Source organism: Phormidesmis sp. 146-20 (assembly GCF_052939475.1).
Genome location: NZ_JBJPHT010000022.1, coordinates 32805 through 46403, shown reverse-complemented (window position 1 = coordinate 46403; position 13599 = coordinate 32805). Strand labels below are relative to the sequence as shown.

Below are 13599 nucleotides of genomic sequence, written 5' to 3'. Positions count from 1 at the left end.
AGGTGAAATATTTCGCCAGCACTAATTTTTAGAGCATTTGCGATCGCCTTGAATCAAAGAAGCTGTCATGAAATTTGCTTGATAATATTAACCCACACCCTCTTTTTCCTGAGTTTAGTGAGTTAGTAAAGCGGAGAGAAACTGCCGTTTTTATGACTGTTCAAATGGTCGCTCTCCTGCCTTCTGTAAATCGCAGTTTTATTGAATAATCAAGCCTCAACTAGTTGATTTTCTTGGCGTAGATAAGCCTCAATCAAAAAGTCTAACTCCCCGTTCATCACGTCCTGAATTGCGGTTGTTTCTACCGAAGTTCGCAGATCTTTGACCAACTGATAGGGATGAAACACATAGTTACGAATCTGGTTGCCCCAGGCTGCTTCTACGATGTCACCTCGAATGTCGGCGATCTCTTTGGCGCGTTGTTCTTGAGCCACAATCAGCAGTTTGGCTTTGAGAATGGCTAGCGCTTTTTCTTTGTTTTGTAGCTGCGATCGCTCCTCAGTACAACGCACTGCCAGACCTGTGGGCAAGTGAGTAATTCGCACAGCCGTCTCGACTTTGTTGACGTTTTGTCCGCCTTTACCCCCGGCACGAGAGGTCGTAATCTCCAGATCCTTATCGGGAATGTCTAACTGCACGGACGTATCGATCATCGGCATCACCTCCACCCCAGCAAAGCTCGTTTGCCGCTTGTCGTTAGCGTTAAATGGTGAGATCCGCACTAGGCGATGAGTGCCCTTCTCTGACTTGAGATAGCCGTAAGCGTAGCGCCCATCAATTTCCAAAGTCGCTGACTTAATGCCTGCTTCTTCCCCTTCTGAGCTTTCGATTAGATGCACTTTGTAGCCGTGAGCTTCTGCCCAGCGCGTATACATTCTCAGCAGCATTTCTGCCCAATCTTGAGCATCCGTTCCACCCGCTCCGGCGTTAATGGTTAGCAGTGCGCCTTTTGCGTCGTAGGTGCCCGACAACATTTGCTGTAGCTCCCACTGGTCAAGCTCTCGATGCAGTTGGGCCGTTTTTGCCTCCCCTTCTTCTAGCAGCGAGTCGTCCATCTCCAGAGACAGCAGTTCTAAAATCGCCTCAGCATCATCTAAAAGCGTCTTCCACTGGTCAAATTGCTGAAGATGAGACTTGTAATCGTTAAGTTCTTGCAGAGTTTTTTGAGCGATCGCTTGATTGTCCCAAAATTCGGGCTGAGAAGCGATTTGCTCTAGATCTTGAATTTTTGCGGTCAAAGCAGGAACGTCAAAGATACTCCTGAGTTTTACCCAGGCGATCAGTGAGCAATTCGACGTTGCGCTTTAGTTCTACGGTATCCATAGCGATCGTAATTTCCTCAGACAACCTTCACAATTGTAGCGAGTCATGGGTCGTCTCTTACGGACAGATGGATTTGATTCACCACGATCGCACTCGAATCCTGCACCGCTCGTGAATTCACGGAAATAAAACTAGACCCCTCAAGAAAATCGATCGCTTCGACTCCCCCAAGAGGTCTAACCCTGAGATTTTAGAAATCAGGTCAGTTCTTACTTCGATTCAGCTTTTTCGGCCATTTTCTCAATTTTGCCAGCCGCTTGAATCAATGCCTTGCCGACTTTGTGCAGTGGGCCTTTGACTCCGCGTTCTGCTTCGTCTCCGATCGCGTTGGTTTGCTCGCCCAGTTGGCTGAGAACTTCGGCAATTTCACTCGCTTCAGACTTTTTGCCCTTCAGGAGCTTTTTGAGTTCCTTAAGGCTACTGGAGAGTTCTTTAATGTTTTCTTCTTTGTGACCTTTGAGGAAATTAACCCACAGATCGATCTGACCGATCGCGTCGCTGGGTTCAATTTCAGTTACGTCACCATGCAGAATTTCGACGAGAGAATCCGGATCTGGAGTTTCGTCACCTGCATCAGAGTCAACTTCTTTTTGAGCAGCTTTAGGCTCCATTTCTTCTTCCATTTGAGAATCGTCGTGGTTACCTTTGCTCTTATTTTGAGTTGCCATTGCTCGTTCCTTTTTCGTAAATGTTGAAAAGTTCACACTTGCTAGATTACGGAAACGATCGCGGTTTTCCCTCTGTCCGTAGAGCAACTTCAGGAATCATTCAAGAGAAGGACGCGCCTCAAAAAGAATGCAGGTAAAGACTCAAACTCAAAAATGCAGAAGGCGTTCAGGAAGAAGCTTTCAGACTTTCTTCTACTGACTAAAACCGTAGAATTACGGGACTCAATTTGCCAAATATATGAAAAATCTATGATCCAAATCACAGACGGAAAAAGTTAGGAATGCTCCCCCACGGTTGCAGAGAACCTTACGTGTTTTTGCCGACTGTCTTAAGGAAGAATTTTGATTACTACCGTAGATCGACGATGGTTTCTATCGGTCTACCTATAGAAAATAGGCTCAACGCTGATATGAAAAGATGACCTTGCAAAAGATGATGGCTACTCAATCTTCTCTTCGTTCTCGCGGCATGGAACTCCTTGTTTCATACCACCAAAAACCATCCGTCCGTGTCCGTAACCAGTTGGTGCAACTCAACGCAGGTCTGGTTAGAAAAATCGCTCATCGAGTCAGCCACCAGTGTGCCGAACCCTACGAAGACCTTGAGCAAATTGGTTATCTCGGTTTGATTCGCGCCATTGAGCGGTTTAACCCTCACCAAGGATGTGCGTTTAGTTCGTTTGCGGTGCCCTACATTCGTGGTGAGATGCTGCATTTTCTGCGCGATCGTGCAGGTACTGTTAAGATTCCCCGGCGTTGGCAACAACTCAACAAGGAAGGCCAACGAGTTCGCGAAAGTCTGACGGAAGCGTATGGTCGTCAACCGACGGATGAAGAAATCGCACTAGAGTTGGGCGTCGGCGTAAATGAATGGCGCGAGAGCAAACTGGCTGCAAGAAACCGTCTGCCTCTGAGTCTCGACGCTACGATCTGCCAACAGTTGGACTCTCCAATGACCTTGGGCGACACGCTGCCTGACTCTCGTTATCAAGCTCTTCAGCACTTAGAAGAAGATCGCCAGCAATTGCAACGTGCCCTAAATCAACTGGAAGATAAGACGAGGCAAGCGATCGAATATGTTTTTCTTCATGACCTCTCTCGCAAGGAGGTCGCCGAACAAATTGGAGTCAGCCCCATGACAGTGACCCGTCGCATTCATCGCGGCATTCAACAGATGGTTGGACTGCTGCAACCTCAAGTCTTACAAACCGACCCCTAACTCGCTGCTAAGATTACCCCCATCATCTCGGATACGCCGGATTGAGTTACCTTCAGTTCGGCGTTTTCTGTTGGCAATTTTGAGCCTGGATTGAGAACTCAGGATTTGTTAGCGCGTTTTCATGTCCGCGATCGCATTACGGGTCATGGAAGCAATTGCCTGATCGTTGGCTTTAGGCAAGTGATAATACTTACCGCCAGATTGTTTCGCTAATTCTTTGGCAAAACCAGTGGAAATGAATTTGTTCTCGGTGTCGATTACGAGTAGCTGAAAGCCGATCGCTCGAATTCGAGAGGCAATATCTAAGAGTTCGCCTTTGATGTCGGGTTTTTCGCCTTCGGGAAGGGTTTCGCCGAGCGATCGAGCCAGCGATACATTGCCGCGGCCGTCTGTAATTGCGACGATGACGACTTGACCAATATCGCCTGATTGTTGAGCGTTGACCCCCACCCGAACGGCTTGAGTCAGTCCATGCGCCAATGGGGAACCTCCGCCACAGGGCATTCGGTCTAATCGACGTTTGGCGGCTTCGATCGACCTCGTGGGCGGCAACAACACTTCAGCCTGTTCGCCTCGAAAGGGAATGAGTGCGACCTGATCGCGATTTTGGTAAGCCTCAGTTAAGAGTCGCAAGACGGCACCTTTGGCAGACTGCATTCGGTTGAGCGCCATTGACCCAGAAGCATCGACGACGAAAACGATCAAGGCACCTGCTTTTCGGGCGAGTCGTTTTTGACGAATATCGCTTTCTTCAACAAAGACCCGCTTGCGAGAAAGGCTGGATGGAGATTGTTCGCTCGATCGCTGACGACGTGATTTTTGGTATGGAGCAGCCGATCGTAAGGTGGCATCAACGGCAATTCGGCGCACTTTGCCTTTGGGCAACATCGGCTTAATGTAGCGGCCGCGATCGTCCGAGAAGATCACCGATCGGCTCCCAGATTTGCCCTGGCGGGTCGCCATTTGAGCAAAATAGAGGACTTCTGGATCGAGAATGACACCTTCTGGATCAAAGATAAACTCTTCTGGAATGTTGGGTGGCTCTTGTTCCTGTGGTTCGTCTTCTTCTTTTTCGTCTTCCGGCTCGTCCTGCTCTTGATCGGTTTCGTCTTCCGGCTCGTCCTGATTTTGGGGCGGTGGGGGCGGAGGCGGAGGTGGGTTCTCTTCGGGTGGAGCCTGAACGATCGTCGATCGCGGCACAATTACCAATTCAACCGCCCGACGCAGATCTTCAGCATTCACCTCAGTTCGCCCGTCCAGAGCAGCATGAGCCTTAGCCACTCTCAGCGCAAACAGTTCGGCTCGATGCCCCTGAACGCCGCCTCGAATCGCCTCATTCACCAAGTAGTTGATCTGGTCAGTGGAAATGCGGACATCCTTTAACCATTCTCTCGCCAGAATGATCTGCGTTTTGAGAGAGTCCAGGTCTTCACTGTATTCTTTGAGAAATTCTTGAGGCGAGTTTGCATATTGAGTGGCTTGATCGACCGCCTGAACCCGATCGTCCAGTCCCAAAACCATGTCGGCGGAGAGGGCGATCGCGATCCGATCCAGTAAATGTTCTCTCAGTGATCCTTCTTCGGGGTTGTAAGTAGCAATCAGTAGAGGCTTACAAGGATGCTGAAAACTGATGCCTTCGCGCTCGATTTGATTGCGTCCATCGGTTAATGCACTGAGTAATAAATTTGAGATTTGGTCGTCGAGTAGATTAATTTCGTCAATGTAAAGAACACCGCGATTTGCTTCTGCTAGTAGTCCCGGTTGAAAAACGGTTTCCCCTTGTCGGATCGACTGACTGACATCAACAGAACCAATCAAGCGATCTTCTGTCGTGCCGAGGGGAATCTGAACAAAGGGCGCACGAATAATTTGAGTCGGCAAGTCTGGACGATCGACATTTCCAAACTGCTCCAGGGTGCGATCGTCCCATTCGCCCGGAGCATTCGGATCACAATTGCTGATCGAATCTGTGACCACCTCGATCGGCGGCAACAGTGCATGAATCGCCCGTGCCATCACCGATTTGGCTGTGCCTCTGCGTCCAGCGATCACCACACCGCCTAAACCGGGATCGATCGCCGTCAAAAGCAAGGCCAGCTTGATGGCTTCTTGACCAACGACCGCCGCCAAAGGAAACGCTGTAATAGGAGTGTCAAGTGCGGGCATGTAATCTGGTGAATGATGATTCAAAAATCAGCTTATCAAGGGGCTGGCACTGATAGAAAGCGTTAAAGTCCTCTAAAACCAAAGCCTTCTAAAACCAAAGCCCTCTAAAACTATAGTAGAGGCAAGCCAGACTCCCGATGATGTAAACAAACCAGGTTCCAAAAAAACCGATTGCTCGTCCCGGTGAAGGGCCGTAGGTTTGAATAACTCCCCAAGCGTAAACAATTCGCGTGATCGTCAGAATTCCTCCAAGCATCCAGATCAGCCAGGGTGCGGCTTTCATGAATTCCAGGGCGATGAGGAAGAGGAGTGCGATCGGCACATATTCTATGAAATTGGCATGAGCGCGAACCTTTCGCTGGAGAAGTCCATCGTCGATCGACTTGGTGACGACTGTTTTCTGAGCCATCTGCTCAACGAACGCTGCCCACTGACCGGGATTCTCTAAATAATCGGGCTGAGTGGTTGTATCTTTTTGAGATTCACCATGCCAAACTCTGGTGCTGGTTCGCTCCATGACGACGATGTAGGAGAGCGCCAGGGCAACCAATCCGTTCAAACCAATAAACAGAGTTGAAATCGGAATCATTGCTTACACTTCTCCTTTTTGAGATTGTTGGATAACTCCACTCCAGTCGTCATTGTGAACAGCAGATTCTAACTTTTGGCGGCGATCGCTTTCCGTTTCCGTGACTTTCTCCTGAGTGAGATTCTGGTCTGCCATCGCTTTGCGAAGTTTTAGTTTTTTCTCTTCGTAAGCATCTCGTTCGGCAGTGGTCATGGCCAGTTTTGCCGCTTCTCCGACCGTGGCAGCCCAACCGCCTTCTTGATTGCCTGGGGGAATGCTGCCCGATTCGGCAATCCAGGTGTCTCGCAGTTGCTCCATTTCCTCGCGCTTAGGAAATTTGAAGGTTTTCAATCTCAGGAAGGCACAATTTTTTTCACCAATCTGAGTGACATGTGAATTGAGAGAAAGCTGAACGTTGCGGGAATAGCCGACATATTGCAGGGTGCGATCGTCATCAAACACCGCATACACGCCCGCAATTTTGGAATTTGCTGCTTGAGTTGACCAATCCGCAATCGCCATAATTTCGTCGCCCTGACTTTCGAGATTGGGAGCGCTGGTAGTTGAGTGTTCGTCGTCAGAGCCGTACAGAAAGCTGTGCAGTCCCTCGTGGGCTTGAGGGACGTTTTGATGCTCCAGAGCGACCCCTTGCGGGTAACTCGAAGCGATCGGGTTCTCAGTTTCCATCGGTTTTTGCCTCAAATGTCTGCGCTTTCTTATTCTGTAACTCATTCTCTAACACCGTGCGGCTAAAGAACGGGGATCATGACTATTGCAGTGGTTCAAAAATGCCGTAAACTTTTGTTACTAACCACTCATATTCGGACTCATCCTATGGCAGACCCTACCGGATTTGGCAAACCTAAGCCGCAGCCCAAAAAACCTTCAAAAGGTGCAGCAAAACGGGCTGAAGCTTCGCAGCTATACGATCAGTTCAAGACCGATGGCACGCCTGAATATGAGATTTATATTCGGGTTGAGGGCAAGAAAAATTGGTTCCCTGTGGGCGCGATCGCCGTCAAGCGCACTAACCAGATTCACGCCGCCATTTTTGACAACGAGGAAGAACTTCAGAAGGGCGCGTTTCGGCTGTTTCCCATTCTCAAGAAGAGCCAGAATATGCTGGAGTACGGCTATCGGCTTAAGGAATTTAAGGACGACGAAATCGAGTTGGCAGTGCGCCCCTCAAAAGGTCAACAAGCTGGAATTGGCTTGCAGAATGCGCTAGCAATGGTGGGCGATCGCATGACTTCGATCTTCAAACGCAAATAGTTTAAATCCAGGGATCGTCATCTTCGGGATCTTCAGGAGGCTGATTTGAGGAGGCGATGAGTTTTTGATCCGCGATCGGCTTTGCAGAAACGTCGATCGTGGGTTCTATAAAATCGTCATCGTCCCAACCATCAAACGGTTCAGCTTCGGCAGCAGATTTTTGGATGATTTCTGTATTTGGCTGAACTTCAACCGCCTTTTCAACAGGTTCGCTGAAATCCTCGTCGTCCCAATCTTCTAAAGGATCGGGTTCAGCAGAAGCGGGACGAGCGATCGGCTCATTTTCCCAATCGTCCCAAATCTCAGCAACTTCGTGAGTTCGTTCTCTCACCTGCTCAACAAAAACCTGCCCCGTTTCTTTAGCTTGTTCGGCTAAAAGTTCGGCCTTTTCTTTGAGTTGTTCGTTGAAGATTTGCGCCCGTTCTTTAGCCTGCTGAAAGAGAGATTTGAATTCTTGTGTAACTTGAGTTTTTTCTTCTTTGAAAAAGTCAGCCGCCTTGTAAAGCTTTTCCTGAAGGCCTTCCTGGTAGATAGCGAACGATCGTACCGCTGCTTCTGACACCAACACTCGACGATTACCCAAGCTCAAAATATAGTTGGGCGGCAGTTTATAAATGCTTCCGGTCACGCTGCTTGAGATAAATAGGTAATGTTCGATTACTCCTGTTTCTAAATCAAACAAATAATCAACAACTTTTCCTGCTTTATTGCCTGCATCCGTCCAAACTTCACAGTTGACGAGTGACTCCAATTGCCGAACTTTTTCGACATCCGTCTCGACAGGTTGTGAATTGACCAAAACGCCATTTGCGCCGATCGTATCCAACTGATCCAGATTAAACGCCGTCTTTTTGCGTCCCAATAAGCCCGACTTACAGATGAACCCCAACACTCGATGCACTTTGGGATACATCCACAGCACTTCAATCTGTCCGAGTTCTTGTAGCGATCGGCGATCGAGCACAAACTGATTGAGTAAATCGCTCTGTTTCACAACCTCTGGCTGCTTCGACATAGACTTTTTGGCGCAGTGGCTTCATTAAGTGGCTTCACCTACTAGTGTATCTCGTCATTCTTTATAGAATTTTTTAACTCTAGTTGACAGAATTCCATTAAATTCGGCAAAATGGTAGACTGGCTGTTCATTCCTGCTCGGATCAGGTCGGGCAATCAAAAGCCTGTAAGAAAGTGACGGCTTAACCCAAAACTTTCAGGCTACCTGTACGGCAACTTTTTAGGACAAGACTCATGGCTTACGCAATTATTGAAGCAGGCGGCAAACAGATGCGCGTGGAACCCGGCCGGTTCTATGATGTCGATCGCCTTGCCACCGAAGAAAATGCACAGATTACGATCGACCAAGTTCTCTTTGTCAGAAACGAAGGCGAGATCAGCGTGGGTCAACCCCTGGTCGAGGGCGTGACGATTCAAGCGACGGTGCTGAGACACTTTCGGGGACGCAAAATCATCGTCTACAAGATGCAGCCCAAAAAGAAAACTCGCAAAAAGCAAGGTCACCGTCAAGAACTGACTCGTGTGATGATCGACTCGATTAGCATCAATGGTGCTGTCATTGCTTCGAGAGAAGCTGCACAAGACCCCGAAGCGGTTAGTGAGAGCTAAAGGCTAGACTGAAAACTTAAGTAAAATTTTGAGGGAATCATGGCTCACAAGAAAGGGACAGGCAGTACACGCAACGGACGCGACTCTAACGCTCAACGTCTTGGGGTTAAACGCTACGGCGGGCAAGTCGTCAAAGCTGGAAACATTCTGGTTCGTCAGCGCGGCACCAAGATTCACCCCGGCAACAATGTAGGACGCGGCAGCGATGACACGCTTTTCTCTCTGATTGGCGGCATCGTCACGTTTGAGCCTTATGCGAAGGGTCGCAAAAAAGTCAGCGTTTATCCCGCTCCGGTCGCAGAAACCGCTGGGGTTGAAAGCTAACCAACTGGACGAAATTTTAGAGATGGGGCGCGATCGAGTCGTGCCCTTTTTTATTGGCAGTTTTTTTAGATGAAATCTACAGGGAACGCTAGTCGAATGTAATCACTTAACGTGAATTCGATGGAGTTTTCTCGCTTCATTATTCAGCACTTCTGCCCCCCAACCCCCCAATTTCGGGGAACTTTGAGACAATATTTCTCGTTCAAAGTCCCTCACTTGTGGGAGATTTAGGGGGCTGAAGCCGAGTGAAACGAAGCGAGTTACTCTCATCGAACTGACGTTCACTTAAATCTATTCACTTAACAACCGTGGGCAGTGCCAACGAGTTCTTTAATTTTTTGGGGACAAGTCTTCACCAGCGCTAGTCTAATTTATCGGCGTTAGATTCAAAAGGTTAAAACTTAGATTTATTCAACCGCCATCATTGTGCGCCATCATTGTGTTTGTACGTCTGGTGAACTGTTTGAACGGTCTGAGCGATTGTTCGGCACGCCTTAAATCTTTTACCGATCTGCCTGGTTTTCACAAGACTGTCACAATCTTTGCTTACCTTACAAGAACAAGCCTGATTGTAAAAGTGTACAAGCTTAACGATCGCGGCTAAAGCTCGCTTGACAGGATTCGTACAAATTGGTCGATCAAAATTGCTCTCAGTTGTTGCCCTTGATGTTGACTTGTGGCGCGATCGCGACCCTCTATTCTGGTGAAGCTTTCAAACCAATTAGTCAACACGCTGAAGCTTTTGCCGCCTTTATCTTTCCTGAGAAGCCGTTTGCTTAAGTAGCCTCGCTATCAAGTAGATAACTTGTATTTCTAGCTTACTTTATTGAGTTAGAGAGCCTAGAAACTTGAGGTTTTTAGCTTTGTTTTCTTGGTTACTTATCTCAAGAGATATGGGCTGAGAATAGTTATCTTCATTAATAGTTACTGTTGGTTACTAAGCCTTAATGTAGAATATCACCCCTACATAAATGCAGCAGAAAATTAGAGAGTTTATAACCTGATGTTCGACTCTCAAAGGATTAGGGAAGCATAATCTTAATCCCAAAAGACAAGATTCTCTCAATCAGTATTTTCACACCACCTGTGGATTTGAGGAATCATTTTTTGAGCAAAATTCCGCTTCTAACGCCTATTAGAATCTGAACCTCAACTCTCACAGGTTGAATCTACAAAACCTGTTGTTATTCATTCAGCAGCAGCGTCTCTCTTGTTCGCTTGTTACTACCCAAAGCTACCCGAAATGAACACCTGTCCGCCTTCTCGCTTTCGACATCTCCTAGCAGCAACTCTGGCGATCGGAAGCACTTTTCAATTCGTTTTTCCCACTCTGGCGCAAAGCACAGCCGCCGGAACCGCCATCAAAAACACTGCAACTGGGACATATTCAGACGGAACGACAACCTACAATACGACTTCTAACGAAGTGACGATCGAGGTTTCAGAAATTGCTGGCATTACACTAACGGCTCAAACCCCCAGTGTTCCTAATCCCAACGCAGGCGATACGCTATTTGTTGATTTCGTGGTCACCAACACCGGTAACGACCCGACTCAATTCTCTATTCCTGGCACCGCCACGCTCTCTAACACCACAGCCTTTGCTCAAAACGGACAGATTCAAATTATTGCTGTCAACGGCACCCCGCTAGGAACTCCGGTCAATGTGCCGAATGGGGGAGATTCGACCGCTAACTTGCTGGCAAATCCAACGATTCCAGCCAACCCTGGTACAGGCACCACCGGAACCGTCACCATTCGCGTTCCCATTCAGGTACTCGCCTCCGCAACCGCAGGCAGCTTATTAACTGTGTCATTGGGTAACACAACTCCTGTTAATGGACAGAACACCGATCGCACAGGCAACATCAGCGCAGCAGACATCTTCACGGTTGATAACGCTAATGGAGTGGGGGGCGAAACCAATGCAACGCCTCCTACAAATGGAACGCGAGAAGCAATGGCAACCAGTAGCACAATCACTGTGGCAGCCAGATTGCAGGCGTTTGCGGCCGTTCTCAAAGCGATCGGGGGCTACAGCAACAACAGCACACCCAACAACCTCACAGATGACACGCTGACCTATCGACTATCTCTGAAGGTTGATAACCCAACGCCGCTCCCTACTGGACTGGTTGCTTCTGACCTTTATGGCACGCTACTCAACGTCAACAACAGCACCGCGACTCCTTACGTTCTCGTCTCTGATGCAATTCCGACGGGGTTACAACTAGGTACGACGGCCTCCATTACCGCTCCGCCAAGCTGGACTCCCGTTTACACCCAAGATCCGCTGACGACAAGCGCCTTGAGTGCAAGATGGAGTACAACTCGCCCAACCGCAGGAGCCGCCATTACTCGGATCGGCTTCATCTACGACACAACCACCACGCCGCTTTCAAAAGGGACGACTGGTGTAGGCAATACGATTTCTGGCTTTACCTTCACAATGACACCGATCGCAGGCTTCACAGGCGGTCAGGTGGCTAACATGGCACAGGTCTTTGGGCAATCTCAACCGGGAACCATCGCCCCTGGAACGGCTACCCAGATTGTTTACGACGAGTCAGGTGACCAGACGACCAACAACGGGTTAGTCGGAAACAATCCCGATTCGACTTCGGGAGGCGCAGGCGCAAACGATGGCGGCATTACAGATGGGGTCGCTAATCCAACTGCGGATGGAACTGATCCGGGTGCAGGTAGCGATCCGTCCAACACAGGCAACACCAACCAGGGCCCTGATACAGGAACCAACGCAGGCACCAAACTTTTAGGCGGTGAAGACACTGTGTTTACGATCGCCGCGACTCCCCTAAATGGCCCAACTGGTCAACCTGCTGCGATTGGGCCAACAGATACCAATGATGACTTTACTAACAGGTCGATCGTCATTCCTCCTAACACGCCGCCCAACCAGTCGATCGATGCCGATCCATTCACCTTCAACAACACGGTGCAAAACACAAGCGGCAGTTCTCAAGCGATTTCATTATTGCCAACTCCGCCTGCAACAACGACAGCCCTGCCTGATAATACCAAGGTGACGATTACTGATCCAGCGACGGGCACCAGCGCAACCTACAACTACACCTCAGCAGGCGGTTTCATCTTTGAATCAGGTACGGGCGGTACGAGTGCGACAGTTCCCGTGAGAATCACGGTTCCAGGAGGAGGCACGGCTCCTTATCAGGCGATCGTTGACCTACCATCGGCTCCTCAACTGACTGGGTTCCCAGTTCCGATCACTGCTTTTGTGGATACGAATAATGATGGTAGTCCGGTGAATGATCCGAGCAACATTACCATCGATCGTCTCTACACCAACTATGTAAGCCTGGTCAAAGAAGCTCGAATCCTAGAGGCCAACGGTGCTGCTGTATCGGGGGCAGCAGGAAGCTTCACCACTGTGCAATCAGATCTGAGTGCAGCAGCCACTCCCGGCAGAATCATTGAATACCGCATTACTTACAGAAACATCTCAACCAGCGGGGGCACCAATAACGTCACTTTGCCTGCAAACAACCTGGTGATTGTTGAAAGTGGAGTACCGACCGCCAACAATACGAGCAATTGGTTTGGCATCACGATCGATCCAGCCTTTCCAACAACGGGTGGGGTTGGTTCCGCAGTCGATGTGAATGGAACGATCGCGGTCACGACGAGTGGCACTCCGGCAGACATTCAAGAGTACCGAAACACAGTTTTAAGTGTTCCTCCGGGTGCTGCGGCAGGGACATTTATCTTCCAGCGAAAGATCAAGTAAGTCTGGGGGGATTGTTCTTTTCAAACATCTGAGAGGTAATCCCTTCCACCATTTCATTGTTCAAGCGAGTGTTTACAACAGGATTGGTCATGAAGAAGTATTGGTTATTTAGTGCAAGTGCGGCGCTAGTAGTTTCGGTATTGCCGATTAATGGTTCGCCTGCGATCGCTCAGATCTTTAACGCAGGTTCGACGATCGCTCAAAACGTACTCCGTCAACCCAAGGTCAATTTGAATCTGGTGGCGGATCAGAAGGTTGTCAAAAAAGATGCTCAGGGCAAAGAAATGACAAGCTGGCGACCTGTCGATGGTAAAGTCAAAGCCAAGTCAGGGGATGTGTTTCGCTTTACGGTGACAGGCGAAAATGAAGGGACTCGCGAAGCTAAGAACTTTGTGATTACACAGCCAGTCCCCAAAGGAACCGTTTATGAACTAAGCACAGCGACGGTTGCTCAAGGGATTACAGCCACCTACAGCATTGATCAAGGCAAGACTTTTGTGGTGCGTCCAATGGTCAAAGTGACGCTGCCCGGCGGCAAGGTCGAAGAGCGTCCTGCTCCAGCTACGGCTTACACTCACGTGCGCTGGTCGATCGCTCAAGATCTCTCTCCCAATGCAAGCGTGGCGGCTGCTTATCAAGTCAAAGTTCGCTAGTAGCTGGGCTAAGAATT

Annotated in this window: 13 protein-coding genes; 7 read left to right on the top strand and 6 right to left on the bottom strand. The window is 49.0% G+C overall.

Translation table 11 applies throughout. The features are described 5' to 3' along the window. Nucleotides 1-209: 209 nt before the first annotated feature. Together prfB and ACKFKH_RS18020 are read right to left on the bottom strand one after the other, a co-directional pair. Nucleotides 210-1323, bottom strand: a protein-coding gene (prfB, locus tag ACKFKH_RS18025) for a peptide chain release factor 2 (protein ID WP_446859710.1) whose coding sequence is annotated in 2 segments (ribosomal slippage) — nt 210-1250 and nt 1252-1323 — 1113 coding nt in all. Because the reading frame shifts where the segments join, the coding sequence is not laid out codon by codon here. A 209-nt stretch (nt 1324-1532) separates the two neighbouring features. Then, nucleotides 1533-1991 (bottom strand): hypothetical protein, encoded by a 459-nt coding sequence (locus ACKFKH_RS18020; protein ID WP_446859709.1) that lies wholly within the window; start codon nt 1989-1991, stop codon nt 1533-1535. A gap of 418 nt (nt 1992-2409) precedes the next feature. On the opposite strand from ACKFKH_RS18020, the gene ACKFKH_RS18015 reads away from it, so the two are divergent. Continuing rightward, nucleotides 2410-3210 (top strand): RNA polymerase sigma factor SigF, encoded by an 801-nt coding sequence (locus ACKFKH_RS18015; protein ID WP_446859708.1) that lies wholly within the window; start codon nt 2410-2412, stop codon nt 3208-3210. A gap of 108 nt (nt 3211-3318) precedes the next feature. Here ACKFKH_RS18015 and bchD read toward each other — a convergent pair whose 3' ends face one another. The 3 genes from bchD to ACKFKH_RS18000 all read right to left on the bottom strand — a co-directional run bounded on the left by bchD (nt 3319) and on the right by ACKFKH_RS18000 (nt 6631). Further along, nucleotides 3319-5376, bottom strand: coding sequence for a magnesium chelatase ATPase subunit D (gene bchD, locus ACKFKH_RS18010; RefSeq protein ID WP_446859707.1), 2058 nt, complete (start codon nt 5374-5376; stop codon nt 3319-3321). Nucleotides 5377-5464: 88 nt separating this feature from the next. Beyond that, nucleotides 5465-5965 carry an MAPEG family protein gene (locus tag ACKFKH_RS18005; protein ID WP_446859706.1) on the bottom strand — a complete coding sequence of 167 codons (501 nt, stop codon included), beginning with the start codon at nt 5963-5965 and terminating at the stop codon, nt 5465-5467. 3 nt (nt 5966-5968) lie between these two features. Next, nucleotides 5969-6631: a GIY-YIG nuclease family protein gene (locus ACKFKH_RS18000; protein WP_446859705.1), complete on the bottom strand. Its 663-nt coding sequence runs from the start codon at nt 6629-6631 to the stop codon at nt 5969-5971. Between the two features lie 147 nt (nt 6632-6778). Between ACKFKH_RS18000 and ACKFKH_RS17995 the strand changes: the two genes are divergently transcribed. Continuing rightward, complete coding sequence (locus ACKFKH_RS17995; protein WP_446859704.1) at nt 6779-7216, top strand: HHL1-like protein; 438 nt, start codon at nt 6779-6781, stop codon at nt 7214-7216. Nucleotide 7217: 1 nt separating this feature from the next. On the opposite strand, the gene ACKFKH_RS17990 is transcribed toward ACKFKH_RS17995, so the two are convergent. Next, nucleotides 7218-8231 carry a hypothetical protein gene (locus ACKFKH_RS17990; RefSeq protein WP_446859703.1) on the bottom strand — a complete coding sequence of 338 codons (1014 nt, stop codon included), beginning with the start codon at nt 8229-8231 and terminating at the stop codon, nt 7218-7220. Between the two features lie 233 nt (nt 8232-8464). Here ACKFKH_RS17990 and rplU point away from each other — a divergent pair, with 233 nt between their 5' ends. From rplU to ACKFKH_RS17965, 5 genes are all read left to right on the top strand, one after another. Beyond that, on the top strand, nt 8465-8839 hold the full coding sequence (rplU, locus tag ACKFKH_RS17985) for a 50S ribosomal protein L21 (protein WP_446859702.1): 375 nt from the start codon (nt 8465-8467) through the stop codon (nt 8837-8839). Nucleotides 8840-8878: 39 nt separating this feature from the next. Next, on the top strand, nt 8879-9163 hold the full coding sequence (gene rpmA / locus ACKFKH_RS17980; RefSeq protein ID WP_446859701.1) for a 50S ribosomal protein L27: 285 nt from the start codon (nt 8879-8881) through the stop codon (nt 9161-9163). A gap of 630 nt (nt 9164-9793) precedes the next feature. Then, a complete protein-coding gene (locus ACKFKH_RS17975; protein WP_446859700.1) occupies nt 9794-9943 on the top strand; it encodes a hypothetical protein in 150 nt (49 codons plus the stop codon). A 463-nt stretch (nt 9944-10406) separates the two neighbouring features. After that, on the top strand, nt 10407-12929 hold the full coding sequence (locus ACKFKH_RS17970; protein WP_446859699.1) for a beta strand repeat-containing protein: 2523 nt from the start codon (nt 10407-10409) through the stop codon (nt 12927-12929). An 89-nt stretch (nt 12930-13018) separates the two neighbouring features. Beyond that, nucleotides 13019-13582: a hypothetical protein gene (locus tag ACKFKH_RS17965; RefSeq protein WP_446859698.1), complete on the top strand. Its 564-nt coding sequence runs from the start codon at nt 13019-13021 to the stop codon at nt 13580-13582. The last annotated feature ends 17 nt before the right edge of the window (nt 13583-13599 follow it).

Bases quoted from the DNA above. Each gene is read 5' to 3' on its own strand.
- ACKFKH_RS17990 (WP_446859703.1), bottom strand. From the start codon at position 8,231: ATGTCGAAGCAGCCAGAGGTTGTGAAACAGAGCGATTTACTCAATCAG.
- ACKFKH_RS17970 (WP_446859699.1), top strand. From the start codon at position 10,407: ATGAACACCTGTCCGCCTTCTCGCTTTCGACATCTCCTAGCAGCAACT.
- rplU (WP_446859702.1), top strand. From the start codon at position 8,465: ATGGCTTACGCAATTATTGAAGCAGGCGGCAAACAGATGCGCGTGGAA.
- ACKFKH_RS18020 (WP_446859709.1), bottom strand. From the start codon at position 1,991: ATGGCAACTCAAAATAAGAGCAAAGGTAACCACGACGATTCTCAAATG.
- ACKFKH_RS18000 (WP_446859705.1), bottom strand. From the start codon at position 6,631: ATGGAAACTGAGAACCCGATCGCTTCGAGTTACCCGCAAGGGGTCGCT.
- ACKFKH_RS17995 (WP_446859704.1), top strand. From the start codon at position 6,779: ATGGCAGACCCTACCGGATTTGGCAAACCTAAGCCGCAGCCCAAAAAA.
- ACKFKH_RS18015 (WP_446859708.1), top strand. From the start codon at position 2,410: ATGACCTTGCAAAAGATGATGGCTACTCAATCTTCTCTTCGTTCTCGC.
- rpmA (WP_446859701.1), top strand. From the start codon at position 8,879: ATGGCTCACAAGAAAGGGACAGGCAGTACACGCAACGGACGCGACTCT.
- bchD (WP_446859707.1), bottom strand. From the start codon at position 5,376: ATGCCCGCACTTGACACTCCTATTACAGCGTTTCCTTTGGCGGCGGTC.
- ACKFKH_RS17965 (WP_446859698.1), top strand. From the start codon at position 13,019: ATGAAGAAGTATTGGTTATTTAGTGCAAGTGCGGCGCTAGTAGTTTCG.
- ACKFKH_RS18005 (WP_446859706.1), bottom strand. From the start codon at position 5,965: ATGATTCCGATTTCAACTCTGTTTATTGGTTTGAACGGATTGGTTGCC.